This is a genomic window from Streptococcus caledonicus, assembly GCF_042656225.1.
Taxonomy (GTDB): domain Bacteria; phylum Bacillota; class Bacilli; order Lactobacillales; family Streptococcaceae; genus Streptococcus; species Streptococcus caledonicus.
Genome location: NZ_JBHSOJ010000016.1, coordinates 137,461 through 155,182, shown reverse-complemented (window position 1 = coordinate 155,182; position 17,722 = coordinate 137,461). Strand labels below are relative to the sequence as shown.

The following is a 17,722-nucleotide window of genomic DNA, read 5'->3' as shown; positions in this document are numbered from 1 at the left end:
CTTGGTTACGTCCACCTAATTGCGGAGTAACTGGACCACGTTCACCTTCTTCGCCTTTCAATGGACCTTGGTTACGTCCACCTAATTGCGGAGTAACTGGGCCACGTTCACCTTCTTCACCTTTCAATGGACCTTGGTTACGTCCACCTAATTGCGGAGTAACTGGGCCACGATCACCTTCCTCGCCTTTCAATGGGCCTTCGTTGCGACCGCCTAATTCTGGAGTAACTGGGCCACGATCGCCTTCCTCGCCTTTCAATGGGCCTTCGTTGCGACCGCCTAATTCTGGAGTAACTGGGCCACGCTCACCTTCCTCACCTTTCAGCGGGCCTTCGTTGCGACCGCCTAATTCTGGTAGTGCGGGAGGTCCGGCCTCACCTCGTTCCCCTGGAAGTTCCCCCTGTTCGCCTCTCAGTGGTTCACAGTCACTATGGGTGCCATAGAGGTAAGAACCAAAACACCCCGCACTAGGATAGGTATCCCCAACTGAAGCAAGTGCCGGACTTGAGTTTGTAGCAAACAACAAAGCGATGACAACTGATGCTACGCCATTTTTTACCTTACGGATTGAATATTTTTTATTTTGATAAGAAAACATATAACTGTAGCTCCTTTTATACTTTTTACATTTTCAAAAACTCATGGATAGAAAAATTAATTCTCCCATAGCTCATATTTTATGACAAAACGAAGTGTTTATTTTTTATGTACAATCTGTTTTTAGCCGGATGTTATCACTATTACCCTTTGTTATTGGGGCAATTTTCTACGATACATTTTTAGCCTTAAAACATCAAAAAAGAGTAGATCCAGATTCTCTACAGATTGTATGATGATAAAAACCTCATTCTCCTTCAAAGCGCAGAAACTGTGGGTAGTTCAGCTAAAACTCCCATCATTAGTCCATTATATAGACTTAGATGACCACAGAATAGCACTTGGATACTTATTTCCTCCTATCGGAAGGCCTAAATTATCATGAAATCTAGGACCTTGTCCTCCATCTTTCTCAAACTCAAAGCCTAAACTACCGCCGTGATTGAGCGGACCAAGATGATCATGGAATCTAGGACCTTGTCCTCCATCTTTCTCAAATTCAAAGCCTAAACTATCGCCGTGATTGAGTGGACCAAGATGATCATGGAATCTAGAACCTTCTCCTCCATCTTTCTCAAACTCAAATTTTAGTTCAACTTCTCCGTGATCACATCTCGACAGCAATCCCTGAGTCCAGTCTTCCGAACCACAGTTCTGCTCTATAGCATGAACTTTTGAAACTCCTCCTAGAGAAAATAACAAAGCGATAACAACTGATGCTACGCCATTCTTCACCTTACGAATTGAATATTTTTTATTTTGGTAAGAAAACATACGAATGTAACTCCTTTCATATTTTCAAAAACTTATGGATGAAACCATTGTTTCTCCAAGACAGTAGGTATTATAGCAAAACGAAATAGCTATCTTGTATGTCTAGTCTATTTTTTATCTCCTTGATCCATTGCTAAAAAATAAACAAAAAAACAGCTTTCTCCTTATCATCCAATGGAGATAGCTGTTCTTTTAGCTTAATTTAGTATGATATCATTATTTAATGTTAAAGTTCCGCATTCTCTTAATCATTCAATCACTTTATGTCACATTGCTCATTGTTGTTCAATTCTATAAGTTATTCGTCTACTGGCTAAAATCTAATTAACAGATATGTCAAAAAGCCGTATTTATAATATCATAAGATCCCTAAAATTGAGCTAATGACTGGTTTTAACAAAAGAAAGTCTACTAGATCACCCAACGTTGTAATGATTTGCTAGCTTTCTTTATTTTTTCAGAAGTACCTACTGGACACTGGAATTCCTCAAGTAACATCTCCTCAGATTTTTTGTTATAACCACATGCATTAAAAAGCTCTTTTAATGTAGCAATTCTTGTTAGTAGGTCAATTATTTTTTTCTGGTGTACAGGCATTTCTTAACGAGAGCTCCTTATATCTTCTCTTTGAATCTCTCACGACTAAAGTCGCGAGAGATTCAAGCAACTCCAATCACACAAGCAGGAGGACATCAGATAGCTTTAATGCTTGACACTTTTTATTTCCTATATAACTACAGTTGGTCACAACATCCTAAAAAACTAAGCATATACTGTCAAATGAGATGGAAGCACTTTAACGCTGATAGGCAACGAGTCCCCCTCATCTCCATCAACATTTGTACCAAGGTCAGCAGCAATGTCCACTAATGCAATTGTAGCTTCCTTAAATGTTAAATAGCCCACATTTTTATTAGCACTTGATACACCTGTCACCAACTCTGGCACAGCCTTTAGGGTATCTACTAGCGACGTATCTTTAATATAGATAAGATGTAACATCCCATCATCAACTTTGGCATCAGGTAGCATATTTTCAAAACCACCGATAGAATTAGTTAAACCAATGACTATTGTACTACTCTTAATAGCTAAATCTTCGCTATCAATGGTCAGTTGAAAATCGTAAAACTGCGTTGTCATCACTTCCTTAAAACCAGAAATAAAGTAAGCTAGTTTGCCCCACTTAGTCTTTTCTTCCGACTCAACATTATTGATTGATTCAGGGATTGTTCCAATAGCAACAACATTCATAAAATACTGATCGTTAATTTTCCCAATATCTAGCGGCTTCGTTTTCGTGATATCCAGCTGATTGATAGATTTTTCTGGATCAAGAGGCATTCCCAGAGCACGCGCTAAGTCATTAACTGTACCAAGTGGGAAAAAGCCAAAATTCGGACGGTTCTCCAACTCAGCCAAACCATTAATCCCCTCATTAACCGTACCATCACCGCCCATAACAAAGACACTATGATAATTTTCTTCCGATGCTCCTCTAGCAAATGCCGTTGCATCTCCTGATTTTTTAGTATGTTTAACGATGACTTCATCAAAAATAGTTTCTAATTTCTCTCTAGCCAAATCCTCATAAGACCTAGCTTTCTCCCCACCTGAACTTGGATTGACAATTAATAGCACACGTTTTTTCATAAATGACCTCCTTCAAAGACCTTATATCTATTTATTCTAACATACCATAGGCGATTTCTCTTAATTTTTTAACCGTTTTCAGTTATACTAAAAAGAAGCCATTTGACTTCTTTTTTAGTATTACTCCTCATCTGGACGTGATTTACGCGCGATGTCTGCAAGGATTGTTTGGACAAATTCGTCAAGGGACTCAGTATGTGTTTCTTTCTTACCGTAGCGACGAACGTTGACTGCACGGTCAGCCATTTCCTTGTCACCGACAATCAATTGGTAAGGAATTTTACTTGTTTGGCTTTGACGAATCTTGTATTGCATTTTCTCATTACGCTCATCAACATCGGCACGGATACCGTGATTGCGAAGCTCTTTCGCCACTTCCCAAGCGTAGTCAATATGCGCTTCGTTTGAGATTGGGATAACCGTTACCTGATGTGGTGCCAACCAAGTTGGGAATGCACCTTTGTACGTTTCAATCAGGATAGCTGTAAAGCGTTCCATGGTTGAGATAACGCCACGGTGAATCATAACTGGACGATGTTCCTCACCATCAGCACCGATGTATTTGAGACCAAAACGTTCTGGAAGCAAGAAGTCCAACTGGATGGTTGAAAGGGTTTCTTCGTTTCCAAGAGCTGTTTTCACTTGGATGTCTAATTTAGGACCGTAGAAAGCTGCTTCACCTTCCGCTTCAAAGTACTCTACTCCCATTTCATCAAGGGCAGCTTTTAGCATTGTTTGTGCATTTTCCCACATCTCATCATTATCATAGTACTTCTCTTTGTCTTCTGGATCGCGATAAGAAAGACGGAAACGGTAGTCTGTCAAGTTGAAATCTTCATACACATCAATAATCAACTGAAGCGCACGTTGAAATTCTTCTTGGATTTGCTCAGGTGTGACGAAAATATGGCCATCATTCAATGACATTTCACGCACACGTTGCAATCCTGTAAGGGCACCTGATTTTTCATAGCGGTGCATCATTCCGATTTCAGCGATACGAACTGGAAGTTCACGGTAAGAACGCACATTGTGTTTATACACTTGAATGTGGTGTGGGCAATTCATCGGACGAAGAACAAACTCTTCCCCTTCTCCCATGTCCATAGTTGGGAACATGTCTTCTGAGTAATGTTCCCAGTGACCAGAAGTTTTATATAGCTCAACTGATGCCAAAGGTGGGGTATAAACATGTTGGTATCCTGAAGCTAGTTCTTTATCTGTGATATAGCGTTCCAAAGTACGACGGATAGTGGCACCGTTTGGCAACCAGAATGGCAACCCTTGGCCCACTTCTTGTGAAATCATGAAAAGGTCAAGTTCTTTACCCAATTTACGATGGTCACGCTCTTTAGCTTCTTCACGCATTTGAAGGTAGGCTTTGAGATCTTTTTTGTCAAACCAAGCTGTACCATAGACACGTTGCATCATAGCATTATCAGAATTTCCACGCCAGTAAGCACCAGCCACATTCAACAATTTAAAGACTTGAATACGGCCAGTTGATGGGACGTGTGGACCACGGCAAAGGTCAACAAATTCCCCTTGACGGTAGATGGTTAAACCAGCTTCATCGTCAGCATGCTCTGAAATCAATTCCACCTTATAAGGATCATCCGCAAAGATTTCAAGGGCTTGTTCTTTGGTTACTTCTTCACGGATACATGGGTGGTTTTCTTTGACGATTTTCGCCATTTCGGCTTCAATTTTTTCAAGATCTTCGTTTGAAATTTGCCCATCTGCATTGTCCGTATCGTAATAAAAACCATCTTGGATAGCAGGCCCTACCCCCAAGTGAATATCTGGGAAAAGACGTTTTGCAGCTTGTGCAAACAAGTGAGCAGCAGAGTGCCGAAGTACGTCAAACGCATCTTCATGGTCAGGCGTTACAATTTCAAGACTGCCATCTTCTGTAATCGCACGTGTTGTGTCAATCAACTTGCCATTAAATTTACCAGCCAAGGCTTTTTTAGCTAGTGAGTTGCTGATTGTTTGCGCAACTTCAAAAGTAGTCACACCAGATTCAAATTCGCGCACCGCGCCATCTGGGAAAGTAATGTGTATCATATGTTTCTCCTTTTAGTTTCTACAAAAATTGTTTCTTAAGAGACTACGTCGTCCAACCATTGGTACGGTTGACTCTGCCATTTCACCTTTAAATAAATTTGACAAAAAAATGCTCAGAGTAACCATCAGCTTCGTGAGCATAATGTCCTACTTCTTGATAATCAAGAGCTTTGTAAAAATCATAACCCTGCCAATCGAAGGTATCAAGCCGAATCGTGTTAGCACCAAGTAACTTTGCACGTGTCTCCATTTCTTCCATCAACTTGCGACCTAGTCCTTGGCGACGATGACTTTCATCGACAAAAACGGTTGAGACGTAAAGGATATTAAAGGCAGTCATCACGGCAGCCAATCCAGCAATTACTTGACCAGTATCATCCAAAATGCCAATAGAAATTTTTCCATCTTGTGGCGTTCGAATGAACTGAGCATCGTAACATTCCAATGCCTCTTCTACTTCTTTAACCTGTCCATCAGTTAAATTAATAATAACCATAGGGATATCCTTTCTTTACCTACAAAAACAAAAACGACATCCCGTAAAAGGACGTCGTAACGTGGTTCCACCTTCATTCATCTATGACAAAAAGACACTTGTCATAGACCTCATGTTTGGCGATAAGGGGACCACCCTTTTATGTTTGCATAAAATCATACCGAGTAGTGTCAGCTTGTATCCTCTGCCTGCTTTCCAGCTACCGCAAGCTCTCTCAAAGATTTCCTACAAGTGATAAGTCTCTAACAAGTATTATAGCAAGTTTCAATGAAATTTCAAGTCTAAAATGATTTTTTTGAAAGCCGTTTAATTTAAAAAATTTCGGATACCTCTGACTAATTTCAACGGAGCTTTGACAACCTGAGCTGTATTCTTAGTAAGGCGTTCTGGAAAAGACCGTTTTTCTGACTCTATGAGCAATTTCGTTTCACCACCGTTTTTATCTACTGTCAACGATAATTTTTCTCGTTTTTGGGTGGTTTGAGTACTTTTTGAAATAATGACATCAAGGTAAAATTCATGTATAGCTTTTCCAAACTGTTCCGCTGAAATAGCTCTGCGTTTGTCCAATAACTGTTGCTCAGTTATTTTTGGAGTATCAATGATAGCATCTAAAATAGCTGACGCTAAATCACCTGCATGATAATAAAGTGTACCGAATGTTTTGTCGTCAATCAAATCGTCTAAGTAAGGATTGCCATGAGCAATAATCGGACGTCCACTAGCCAAACTTTCTAAATAAGTGAGCCCTTGAGTCTCACTAGTAGAAGCTGAAATAAAGAAGTCACAGGCTTTGTAATAGAGGGCTACCTCATCTGGGCTAATCATTCCTGTAAAGATCACATGATCGGTAATCTCTAATGCCTCAGCCTGTTCTTTCAAAGTCTCCAAATAAGGTCCATCACCTGCTACCACTAACTTGACAGCAGCATTTTCAGACAAAACTTCTGGCAGACTACGAAGTACAGCTTGAATATTTTTCTCAGAAGAGACACGTGACACACTCAGTAACATGGTTTCTGTTTGCGAAACACCTAATTTTTCTCTAAGCGCTAAACAGTCTGCTCCACAGATATCCTCACGAACAAAACGATCTAAATTAATTCCTGTTGGAATAATCCGTTTCGGAATTTTAACGTCATAATCATCTAGGAGTTCCAGAACAATACGACTGGGACAAATCACACCGTCAAGATCACTAAGGTAACCTCTGACAATGTATTTAACCATGCTAGGACGAATGAGTTTCCCATTGGCAATATAGCCAACATAGTCTTCATATTGGGTATGATAGGTATGTACAACTGGAATTTTTAAAGCCCTACCAATCATTTTTCCCAAAAGCCCTAAACTAAACTCCGTCTGCGTATGAATAATATCTAGTTTGTAGCTCTTAGCGATTTTCAACGACGTCATGATACCACGGTAGGCAATTCGTCGGTCTGTAAAAGAGATAAAAGGGACACTAGGTAGGCGAATAATGGTTGGATCTTCATAGCGCTTGACATTTTTATCCGTGGTCGTAAAAATATAGACCTCATGACCAGACTTTTCCAACTCCTCTTTTAGCGTCCTAATGCTCGTAGCAACACCTGAGACTTGTGGAAAATATGTATCTGTAAATAAACCTATCCGCATCTACTTCTCCTATTTCTACTTCACTTTCGCCTGATTTCGATAAAAGTCAATCCAAACTTGCAAAAGTCTCTCTTCAGAGTAATTTATTGAAATTTGCCTAGATTTCTCTTTTAATTTGGACAAAGCGGTACCATCACATGCCAAGTCACTAATCATCATATTCATATCAGAAACGTCTTTTGCTGCTACATAAGAACCCTCAAGAATCACCTTATAAAGCTCTAAATCACGTAGCATAATGGGCGCTCCACAACTAGCCGCTTCTAATATGGTCATTGGAAATAATTCATTGTAACTTGGTAATAAAAACAAATCCGTAGCAGCATACAAGTCACGCATCTTATCCGCTTCAACAATACCTGTGAAAATCAAATTTTTAGGGGGATTTTCCATGATTGTCTTATAATGTTCATAACCATCAGTAATGCCACCAAACGAAAAACCACCTGCCCAGATAAAAGTTATATGGGGCAGTTTTTCAGCCAAGGTAACAAAATCATCAATTCCTTTACGTTTTTGAACCTGTCCAGCTCCTAAAACAACAAAATCAGCATCCGTGATTCCGAATTCTTTTCTCGTGTTCTGCCTTTTTTCCAAGGTGGAAAGATACCACTTTTCTTTATTCACAAAGTTAGGAATGTAACTAATCTTGTCACGCGCAATGCCAAAAGCAACTAAGTCATCAATAAAACTTGGATTAACGACGACAAGATGATCCATACGGTTATAAAATGAGGTCACATACTTCCCCAAGACCTTCTGAAATAGACGAGGCATTTTGAGGCTTCCTTCCAATGTCTCAGGAAGAAAATGGACATAACCCACCCGACGCCCGACTCTTTTTTTGAAAAAAGTAGACAGGTAAAATAATGGGTCAATGGTATGATAATGGGTAATATCAGCCTGAACAAACTGATTTTCAGTAATATCAAGTTCTTTTTGAGCATCTCGTTTAAGCAGACGCAACAATTCGCGATAAGCACCAGAGACCCCTTGCCCTGCAACTTTTTCACTAGAACTCAACATATTAACACGTAATGACTTTTCACTCATACCTGTTATTATAGCTTTTTTTGAATTAAAAGTAAAACATCACCCTAGGCTTATCACGTTATTGAGCCATAAGAAAAGAGATTGGGATAAACCAGCATAATGGCTAAGCCCACTCTCTCCTGTTTCATATCATCATTTTCAGTTTAAAGACCTTTTGTTGTTCCACGTTCTTTAAGTCCGTGTTTTAAAAGGATTTCTTTTTGATTTAACTCTTCTTTGTTCATGATTTTTGTCAACATGCGCATCGCTACCGCTCCCAAATCATAGATAGGCTGGCTAATGGATGTCATATTAGGACGTGTGTATTGCACAATTGGCGAATCATTACTTGTGATGATTTCAAAATCTTCTGGCACTGATTTACCAGCCTCAAAAAGACCATTTAAAAGACCAGCAGCCAATTCATCTTCTGCAACAACAGCTGCAGTAGCACCTGCATTAAGGACACGTTGTGCTAGGGCAAAGCCCTCTTGGTATCTATAATTAGCTTCAAAGACAAGGCCTTCATCAAATGTTAGTCCGTTGCTAGAAAGGCCTTCTTTATAGCCAGCAAGACGCACTTTGCCATTGATATCATCAATAAGTGGTCCTGAGATGAATGCGATTTGCTTATGATGTTTCGCCAACACATTGACACCGTCTGTTATAGCCGCACTGTGGTCAATATTAACACTAGGTAATTGGTGCTCTAAATCAACTGTTCCAGCCAATACAACTGGTGTCCGTGAACGTGAAAATTCAGCTCTAATCTTATCTGTGAGGTGATTTCCCATAAAGATAATACCGTCAACTTGCTTCGCAAAAAGCGTGTTAACAACAGCTACTTCTTTTTCATCATCTTCATCACTCGAGGCAAGGACAATATTGTACTTGTACATCGCAGCAATATCGTCAATCCCTTTTGCCAAAATCGAAAAGTAGGAATTGGCAAGGTTAGGTAAAACAACACCAACAGTTGTTGTTTTTTTACTTGCTAAACCTCGAGCAACTGCATTGGGACGATAGTCCAAACGGTCAATCACTTCTAAAACCTTTTGGCGCGTATTTTCTTTAACATTTTTATTTCCATTGACAACACGACTGACTGTAGCCATGGAAACACCTGCTTCACGGGCAACGTCATAAATCGTAATTGTATCATCTGTACTCATATGGATGTCCTTTCTATATGAAAATATCGTTTTCATTTTATTTTAGCACCTTTTGTAAACACTTTCAAGCAATAAGACGAATTTTTTTGAAAAAATGTTCTAAAAACTGCTTTTTCTACTTAACATTTGCCCTCTTTTTCAGAAAAGACTTGATTTTTTAGCAATTTGGCATAGAATAGAGATAAGTTACTTAGAATCAAAGGAGAATACTATGTCTAAAATAACAGATCTCATTAAGCGCTTAGAAACTCATGACCTTTATGCCGCTGTACTTTCTGATCCTGTAACTATCAATTATTTGACTGGTTATTTCGCTGATCCACACGAGCGCCATATGTACCTTTTCTTGTTTGCTGATAAAAGTCCCCTTCTCTTCTTACCAGCCCTAGATGTGACAAGAGCTGAGCAAACTGTGGACTTTCCTGTTGTGGGTTATCAGGACTCAGAAAATCCATGGGAAAAAATCAAAGCTGTTCTTCCTAAAACTGATTTTCCAAAAGTCGCTGTAGAGTTTGATAACCTCAATGTCACAAAATTCAAGGGACTTCAATCTGTTTTTTCTGGTGATTTTAGCGACTTAACACCCGTTGTCCAACAGATGCGACTTATCAAATCTGCCGATGAAATTGAAAAAATGTTCTTTGCAGGTGATTTAGCTGATAAAGCTGTTCAACTTGGTTTTGAAGCTATTTCTCTTGATAAAACGGAAACAGACATTATCGCTGAAATCGAATTTGGCATGAAACGTCTTGGTTATGGCATGAGTTTTGAAACCATGGTGCTCACTGGTGACAATGCCGCAAATCCACATGGTATCCCATCTAATAACCGATTAGAAAAGGATGCTCTACTATTATTTGACCTTGGTATATCAGCGAATGGCTATATGAGCGATATGACCCGAACAGTTGCCGTTGGTAAACCTGATCAATTCAAACAAGATATCTACAAGCTATGCTTAGAAGCACAGCTTGCAGCTCTAGACTTTATCAAACCAGGTGTTACAGCTAGCGAAGTTGATGCAGCTGCCCGCTCTGTTATTGAAAAAGCTGGTTACGGGGAATACTTTAACCACCGTCTCGGTCATGGAATAGGAATGGATGTCCATGAGTTCCCATCAATTATGGCTGGCAATGACATGATTATCCAAGAAGGCATGTGCTTCTCAGTAGAACCTGGTATCTACATTCCTGATAAAGTTGGCGTACGTATTGAAGACTGTGGTCATGTCACTAAATCGGGCTTTGAAGTCTTTACCACAACACCAAAAGAATTACTTTATTATTAGACCGTAAGAGGTTGGGATAAAAAATATCTCAACCTTCTTTTTTTCGATAGTAATAACAGATTGGCGCAGTGGTTGATTGGAGGTCTGTAACTGGATACTTCTTTCATTTTCAAGTGTCCACCTAAAATAATCCACTGGACTATTTTAGTACTAAGCAATCGTTAGCGGCCATCCTATAGGAATGTGATGAACGTCGTTCATCTTATTTCCAACCTCCAAAGGTCTCCCAGACCTTTGGAGCTGTGCGGAGGTGGGAGTGATCCAGTGGACAGTTTCAGCCTGAGCTTAGCAATCAGAGAGCGAGGGGAAGTCAAGACTTCGAAATCATGACTTCTTATACGAAAACTTCAAAAAACCCTCAAAGAGTATAGCACTTAGCGAGGGCTTTGCCTATTGGTTGTCATTGTTTTGTGGGTGTGGGCTCCGCCATCGTCCTGGTTTGTCCCACTCTCTTTTTTATGCTACAATTGAGCCATGACAAAATTAGCTATTATGAGTGATTTACACATTGACCTCAATCAATTCAGCGACTTTGAAGTTCATACACTCATTCAGACACTGAAAAATCAAAACATCTCTTGGTTACATCTTGCAGGCGATATTTCAAACCATCACCATACGATTTCTCTTCCTTTTATTGAAAAAATGGCAGAGCATTTTAAGATAACTTACAACCTAGGAAATCATGACATGCTGGATTTAACAGAGGCAGAAATTGAAGCAACTGATTTCCAAATTTATGACTTGGATGAGAAGGTTTTCATTACTTTTCACGGATGGTATGATTACTCCTTTTCTTCTGATAAAACAGACTCAGAAAATCTATCTTTTAAAACTATTTTTTGGTTTGATAGGCGTTTAAAACGGCCCTTGTCTGATAAAGAGATGAGTGAGCAAATCTATCAACGTTTAAAAGATATCCTCTCTCAACAAACCAAACCCATCATTCTAGCCATGCATTTTGTACCGCACAGCTTATTTACCATAACCCATGAAACATTTAAGCCCTTCAACGCCTTTTTAGGTAGCCAACAGTTTCATGATATCTTTACAACTTTTCCTGTCACTGATGTGGTCTTCGGCCATGCACACCGCTCTTATGGCACTCAAGTTATTGATGGCATTAGATACCATTCTAGACCCCTTGGTTATATTCGTGAATGGGACTTGACCATTGAGTTTGTCAATAAACATTCTCACCTCAATCCTACCGGCACTTGGAACCTCTCTAAACGTTACAATCTTGTCAAAAAACGTGAAGATTTCAAACAATATCTTAGGGAAAATTTAACATCAGAATTTAAAAAATCGATGACTATTTTTTCATTGTCAGAATCATAAAGATAAAAGCACCCCAAAGCAATCTTACTTGCCTTAGGGTGTTTTTTATATGTGAGATGAGTAGGTAGAATAATGCTCCGCTACTCCCCCTTCTCACCCAGACCTTCTAAAGATAATGAGGAAATCAATTAACTAATCATTCGTTTTTTTGTTTTTGTCTGAAATCCAAATACCAGCTATCGCAAGAGTAGAAAGGAGACCACCCAACATTGTGAGGTAAAGTTGCTCTTCTCCTGTTTTTGGTAACAATACGCCCGTATCTTCTTTTGAAGCCAAGGAACTTTTAACTGAATTAGTGACTTCTAGTGACATCACTGTCATAGCTGGCTCCAATTTCGTTAACGGAATGACTGGTTGTGCTGGTTCCAATTTCGTTAACGGAATGACTGGTTGCGCTGGTTCCAATTTCGTTAACGGAATAACTGGTTGTGCTGGTTCCAATTTCGTTAATGGAATAATTGGTTGTGCTGGCTCCAATTTCGTTAACGAAATGACTGGTTGCGCTGGTTCCAATTTCGTTAACGGAATAACTGGTTGTGCTGGTTCCAATTTCGTTAATGGAATAATTGGTTGCGCTGGTTCCAATTTCGTTAATGGAATAGTTGGTTGTGCTGGCTCCAATTTCGTTAACGGAATGACTGGTTGCGCTGGTTCCAATTTCGTTAATGGAATAACTGGTTGCGCTGGCTCCAATTTCGTTAACGGAATGACTGGTTGCGCTGGTTCCAATTTCGTTAATGGAATAACTGGTTGCGCTGGCTCCAATTTCGTTAGCGGAATGACTGGTTGTGCTGGCTCCAATTTCGTTAACGGAATGACTGGTTGTGCTGGTTCCAATTTCGTTAACGGAATAACTGGTTGCGCTGGTTCCAATTTCGTTAATGGAATAATTGGTTGCGCTGGTTCCAATTTCGTTAACGGAATGACTGGTTGCGCTGGTTCCAATTTCGTTAACGGAATGACTGGTTGCGCTGGCTCCAATTTCGTTAACGGAATAACTGGTTGTGCTGGTTCCAATTTCGTTAATGGAATAATTGGTTGTGCTGGCTCCAATTTCGTTAACGGAATGACTGGTCTATATGTAACCTCTTTTAATTGATTATTAGGTTGGGCGTCACCTGCTTGATTTTCAAAAGTTACAGATTTCTCATCAGTATAATAATCAGCAACTACTGGTGAATCAATAATCGTTTGGTCAATATTTGGCTTATATGTTGATAGGTTGGTAACCAAATCTTTATCGACCGTCCAAGTGACAATTGTTTCTTTCGGTTGCTGATTTGGAACACCTTTATAAACGACACGATTAACCGTCTCAATTTGGCTGATTTCATGCTTATGTTTTAACGAAACTGTAATAACTTGACTAATATTATCTGTATCATCTATTTTATCAAAATAATACGAGCCAGCAGTTTTATCAGGTTTAACTTCTAAAATATCGTATTTATCTTTGTCAATAGATGAAAAATCTACCTCAAAAGCATTAGATGTGTTACCAGTAATAATTTTTTCTTCGACAACATCATTATTATTATCAATATCAATAAATTTAACCTTAGCCTTGGCGGCTTTTGGTAGGTATACGACATTGAATACTGTATCCAATTCGCCAAATTTAGGAGTGTCCTTAATAGCTTCTTCGAGACTCGATTTTCCATTGATAGTATAAGTATAGCCTAGTCGTTCTAATTTAATTTGGGATTGATTAAATAGGATTGGCTCATCTTCGTACCCCTCAACATAGTACCCCTGAGATGGCTGTTGCTTTTTATCCTGTAAATTAGATTCTGGGTCATTATCTGAAACAATGATAGCCCTACTCTGTTTAGCGTAAATAACCTTAATGTCGTTATCTCCACCTATAGATAGTGCAGATAAATCAATTTTTTCGGTATTACCAACATTATGTGGTGTCACCTCAATCACTTTATATCCTTCTACCTTTGGATGAGAAACTTCTTCAAGATGGTAACGAACGCTACTTAACCATTTTTCCTTATCCCTTGTATAACCTTCTGGTAATTGTTCACCTTCAAAACCTGAGACTAATCCAGCACCCTCAACTTTTTTCCAAATAACCTTACCATTACTAATTGGTTCTCCTTTATCATCTAATCGAGGTTGTTCTTTAACTTCGATTCCTTTACCTGTACTAGCATCAACCGCATAATAAGCATAGGTTACTTCTGCATTATCACGTAAACCAGTCAGAATATTTTGCTTATGACCAAGATCTTTTTCAGTTGTATTAATAGCAGATTTTTCAAAAGTAAACTTGAAGTTTGGATCTTGCCTAGTTACTGTCACAAAGGAAACTTTACGTTCTTTTTCAGGACTTACTACATCTCCCTTCTTGTTCACGTAATGAATGGTCTGTTTAACCGTTTTCATTTCTAACAATTTTGGCTCAGCAGGTATATAGAAAACTGTAGCAGATAGATGGTCCAGAGTGACTGTTTTCTCTCCAACTGTCTTTCCAATCCTATCGTATAAATTTTTAGAATTGCTTAGGACAATAAAGGCGTTGGTGAAATCATTGTTATCATTGATTCTACCGCGGTTACCTTCATGATTCAAAGGCTGTTGGTCTAGTTTACCACCATAATACCAGGAATTTGCCCCTCCTAATGTGAGACTTCCTTGATTTTCCGTAGCGGTATTATTATTAAAGACAACAAGATACCTATCTCCTTTTTCTCCACGTAATTCATAAGTAATAATTCCGGAATTTTCTTGGGCATTTGTAATAACCATTTTAGGTTTTCCAATTTGACCATTAACATCTCGATAATCCGTTAAGTGCATGAGAGGTTCTTGTGTTCTAAAGGCTACCAAAGCTTTGTAGAAGTTAACCATATCAGGGTTCTGTTCAACGAGTTTCCAATCAATTTTATTAAGTTCGTCACCTCCATTATAGGTATTATGTTCATGATTTTTAGTACGGGCGAATTCTTGCCCCATTTGTGAAAAGTGGATTCCTTGAGACAAGGCACTCATAGCTGTTGCCAATTGAACACGATTTTTCAGCTGAACCTCGCTATCTGCTTCGTTATATTTTTTCAACAAATCATACAAGGTTTTTCCATCATGAACCTCAACATAGTTCAATTGTTGAGAAGGGTTGGCATAATTCTGATCGAGCCCCCCCAGTAAGCTCTTTGTCACTTGATCTAAAAGTCTAGACTTATAATCTGATTGTCTATTAACAAATCCCTGTGCTCCACCATGCTCATTGTATTGAGAACCAGCAATTGCATCACGACCAGTTGAATCAAAGAAACCGTAAGTTGGTAATCTTTTAGCGTTTCCAATACTTGCCTTAACTTCATCACCATCACCCTTGAGATAATTTCCCATACTATCCCAACCTTCGCCATAGGTAACGATTTTAGGGTCAATTTTATTTAGAGCTGTGCGTACATCCGATAATGTTTTTGTATCAAGGTCACTCATAGCATCAAATCGGAAACCATCAATACCATATTCAGTCGCCCAGTACACAACAGAATTTACAATATACTGACGCATCATACGAGAATTTGAACGAACCGCATTTCCAACACCAACATCGTTATTCATAGCGCCATCGCCGTTGACAGCATAGTAATACCCCGGAACCGTCCATTCAAATGGGTTACGTTGACCATCAAAAAGATGATTATAAACAACGTCTAGGACGACATTGATTCCCGCATTATGAAGCCCTTGAACCATTTTTTTCAACTCTTCAATACGCACCTCTGGTTTACTTGGATCACTCGAATAAGAACCATCTGGTGCATTATAATTTTTAGGATCATAGCCCCAGTTTTGTTGATTGTTATGAACACCATCCTTTTCTTTTTCAGCTAATTTAGTATTATCCTCTTCGCTCGGAAGTAATTCTGGGACCGATTGAAAGTCATTGACAGGCATGATTTGGACATATTTGACACCCGTATATTTAAGGTAATTTAAACCAGTTAATTTACCCTTATCTGTTTTCGTATCCTCAATAACTCCTAGGAAATTCCCTCTATTTTTTACGGACACACCTGATTTTTCATCGATTGAAAAATCACGCACATCCATTTCCATCACACTTAATTCTGATAAAGAAGAAACTCGCTTAGCATTACTTTGTGTGACTTTACCATATTTACTTGGATTTAAAATAACTGAACGAGATCCATTTTGTGTCAAAGCGACTGAATAAGGATCTTGAGTTTGAACTTTTTGATAAACTTGTTCTTGAGGAATAATTTCACTATTTAAATCACTTTGATCTTTATGCACTACAGCATCACTGGCATAAAAGGAAGCAACCTCTTCCCACTTAGCTTCACGCTCTCCAAGAATAGCGTCTTTTACTCCATTTAGGACTTTTCCTGTTTTTGAATTACGGTAGATATAATAATCGTGTACCCAAGTATTATCATTTACTTTTTTCTTCTTATCTTCAGCCTGAATAAAATACGCATTTGGAATTTCTAATTCATAATCATAGGATAGCTTTTCAGCTGTTGATAGACCATGTTTCTTTAAAATTTCTTGAGTTAAATCAGCTGTCCAAACACCTACTGTATTTTTTTGATAATTATCCTGATTACTTACTGTCCCACGCTTCATATCAATTTGGAAGATGCGTTCAGAATTATATCCAGCTTCCGTTTTATAAATGTTCACTTTAACTGATTTAGCTGTAGGTGCCCAAAGGTTGAGACGAGCTTCGCCAGTCTCTTCATTCAGTGTCGCTCCCAATCGTCCAAGAGAACCAACTGTTTTAAAATTATCTGGTTCGCTGGTATCAACAACCTTATCTTCATAGGCAAACATCTTATCAAAATTCTCTTCTTGCGCAGAGGTTTGTGTATACCAGCTCTTCTTACCAGAATTAGTAGATTTATCTTTTCCAATGTACACATGAGTCGGTGCAAACTCATTAACTGTGGCTACCATGTTACCTGTTTGTTTAACTGCACCATTATTCCATCCCTGACCTTTGGTAATAATATAATTGAGATAAGTTTTTTCAGGCTTAACATTCAGAGTTATTTCATGCTTGCCATTGTTATTAGTCAATTCATTAAACTTGTCATCTTGTTCAGCAATCCCAGTTCCCCAAACCCAAGCATAATACTTAGCATTATTATCATCCGTTTCAAAATGGATTGTCACTGGCTTCTTTTCGCTAAATTGCTCAATCTTAAATTCCTTTGTCTCTTCAACAGGTTCAGAAGTTGAAGCCGATCGAACACTTCTTGGAGCAGGTGTTGATTTATCCTCCGACGAAGGTGTTAGACTCGCTGCCACTGGGGTTCCTTCTGATGACATTGGTACAGCAGCTGTTTCTGAAGCTGGATCGTTTGAAACTGTAGCAATTGTTTCGGTTTTAGGCGTTACAGCCTCCACATCACTTTCAGGTCCAGTAGAGGGAGTTCCTCCTATGCTTCCATTCTCACCTGTGGATGAATTTGAATTAACGACTGCTGAAGAAACTGTATTTGTTTCACTACTGGCAGAAACCGTTTGCGTTTCAATTATAAAACTTGTAGCAGTAATAATAGTAGCACCAAATAACCATTTCTTGCCTGATTTCCACATCCTAAAACCATTTATTTTTTTATCTAAAAATTTATTATTCTTTGACATAAGTGTCTCCAATCTCAATATTACACAACT

12 protein-coding genes are annotated in these 17,722 nt (G+C 38.8%); 2 read left to right on the top strand and 10 right to left on the bottom strand.

Features of this window, described 5'->3' with window-relative positions; all coding sequences use genetic code 11:
• The 9 genes from ACFPQ3_RS04720 to ccpA all read right to left on the bottom strand — a co-directional run.
• A partial coding sequence (locus tag ACFPQ3_RS04720) for a YSIRK-type signal peptide-containing protein (protein ID WP_380433685.1) occupies window positions 1-598 on the bottom strand: 598 nt, incomplete at its 3' end.
• A 308-nt stretch (window positions 599-906) separates the two neighbouring features.
• Window positions 907-1,371, bottom strand: coding sequence for a YSIRK-type signal peptide-containing protein (locus ACFPQ3_RS04715; protein ID WP_156805498.1), 465 nt, complete (start codon window positions 1,369-1,371; stop codon window positions 907-909).
• A gap of 411 nt (window positions 1,372-1,782) precedes the next feature.
• Window positions 1,783-1,968 (bottom strand): hypothetical protein, encoded by a 186-nt coding sequence (locus tag ACFPQ3_RS04710; protein WP_156805499.1) that lies wholly within the window; start codon window positions 1,966-1,968, stop codon window positions 1,783-1,785.
• 165 nt (window positions 1,969-2,133) lie between these two features.
• A complete protein-coding gene (locus tag ACFPQ3_RS04705; protein WP_156805500.1) occupies window positions 2,134-3,024 on the bottom strand; it encodes a diacylglycerol/lipid kinase family protein in 891 nt (296 codons plus the stop codon).
• Window positions 3,025-3,144: 120 nt separating this feature from the next.
• The gene (gene thrS / locus ACFPQ3_RS04700) at window positions 3,145-5,091 is read right to left on the bottom strand and encodes a threonine--tRNA ligase (RefSeq protein ID WP_156805501.1); all 1,947 of its coding nucleotides are present in this window, start codon (window positions 5,089-5,091) and stop codon (window positions 3,145-3,147) included.
• An 88-nt stretch (window positions 5,092-5,179) separates the two neighbouring features.
• Complete coding sequence (locus ACFPQ3_RS04695; protein ID WP_156805502.1) at window positions 5,180-5,587, bottom strand: GNAT family N-acetyltransferase; 408 nt, start codon at window positions 5,585-5,587, stop codon at window positions 5,180-5,182.
• 306 nt (window positions 5,588-5,893) lie between these two features.
• Window positions 5,894-7,225: a glycosyltransferase family 4 protein gene (locus ACFPQ3_RS04690; protein ID WP_156805503.1), complete on the bottom strand. Its 1,332-nt coding sequence runs from the start codon at window positions 7,223-7,225 to the stop codon at window positions 5,894-5,896.
• 15 nt (window positions 7,226-7,240) lie between these two features.
• Window positions 7,241-8,278 carry a glycosyltransferase family 4 protein gene (locus ACFPQ3_RS04685; RefSeq protein WP_156805504.1) on the bottom strand — a complete coding sequence of 346 codons (1,038 nt, stop codon included), beginning with the start codon at window positions 8,276-8,278 and terminating at the stop codon, window positions 7,241-7,243.
• Between the two features lie 143 nt (window positions 8,279-8,421).
• A complete protein-coding gene (ccpA, locus tag ACFPQ3_RS04680; RefSeq protein ID WP_156805505.1) occupies window positions 8,422-9,429 on the bottom strand; it encodes a catabolite control protein A in 1,008 nt (335 codons plus the stop codon).
• Window positions 9,430-9,640: 211 nt separating this feature from the next.
• Between ccpA and ACFPQ3_RS04675 the strand changes: the two genes are divergently transcribed.
• Complete coding sequence (locus ACFPQ3_RS04675) at window positions 9,641-10,717, top strand: M24 family metallopeptidase (RefSeq protein ID WP_156805506.1); 1,077 nt, start codon at window positions 9,641-9,643, stop codon at window positions 10,715-10,717.
• Between the two features lie 474 nt (window positions 10,718-11,191).
• The gene (locus ACFPQ3_RS04670) at window positions 11,192-12,058 is read left to right on the top strand and encodes a metallophosphoesterase (protein ID WP_156805507.1); all 867 of its coding nucleotides are present in this window, start codon (window positions 11,192-11,194) and stop codon (window positions 12,056-12,058) included.
• 132 nt (window positions 12,059-12,190) lie between these two features.
• Here ACFPQ3_RS04670 and ACFPQ3_RS04665 read toward each other — a convergent pair whose 3' ends face one another.
• Entirely contained in the window at window positions 12,191-17,692 is a 5,502-nt protein-coding gene (locus ACFPQ3_RS04665; RefSeq protein WP_380433680.1) for a KxYKxGKxW signal peptide domain-containing protein, read from the bottom strand.
• Window positions 17,693-17,722 lie beyond the last annotated feature (30 nt).

Bases quoted from the DNA above. Each gene is read 5' to 3' on its own strand.
- ACFPQ3_RS04715 (WP_156805498.1), bottom strand. From the start codon at position 1,371: ATGTTTTCTTACCAAAATAAAAAATATTCAATTCGTAAGGTGAAGAAT.
- ACFPQ3_RS04710 (WP_156805499.1), bottom strand. From the start codon at position 1,968: ATGCCTGTACACCAGAAAAAAATAATTGACCTACTAACAAGAATTGCT.
- ACFPQ3_RS04705 (WP_156805500.1), bottom strand. From the start codon at position 3,024: ATGAAAAAACGTGTGCTATTAATTGTCAATCCAAGTTCAGGTGGGGAG.
- thrS (WP_156805501.1), bottom strand. From the start codon at position 5,091: ATGATACACATTACTTTCCCAGATGGCGCGGTGCGCGAATTTGAATCT.
- ACFPQ3_RS04695 (WP_156805502.1), bottom strand. From the start codon at position 5,587: ATGGTTATTATTAATTTAACTGATGGACAGGTTAAAGAAGTAGAAGAG.
- ACFPQ3_RS04690 (WP_156805503.1), bottom strand. From the start codon at position 7,225: ATGCGGATAGGTTTATTTACAGATACATATTTTCCACAAGTCTCAGGT.
- ACFPQ3_RS04685 (WP_156805504.1), bottom strand. From the start codon at position 8,278: ATGAGTGAAAAGTCATTACGTGTTAATATGTTGAGTTCTAGTGAAAAA.
- ccpA (WP_156805505.1), bottom strand. From the start codon at position 9,429: ATGAGTACAGATGATACAATTACGATTTATGACGTTGCCCGTGAAGCA.
- ACFPQ3_RS04675 (WP_156805506.1), top strand. From the start codon at position 9,641: ATGTCTAAAATAACAGATCTCATTAAGCGCTTAGAAACTCATGACCTT.
- ACFPQ3_RS04670 (WP_156805507.1), top strand. From the start codon at position 11,192: ATGACAAAATTAGCTATTATGAGTGATTTACACATTGACCTCAATCAA.
- ACFPQ3_RS04665 (WP_380433680.1), bottom strand. From the start codon at position 17,692: ATGTCAAAGAATAATAAATTTTTAGATAAAAAAATAAATGGTTTTAGG.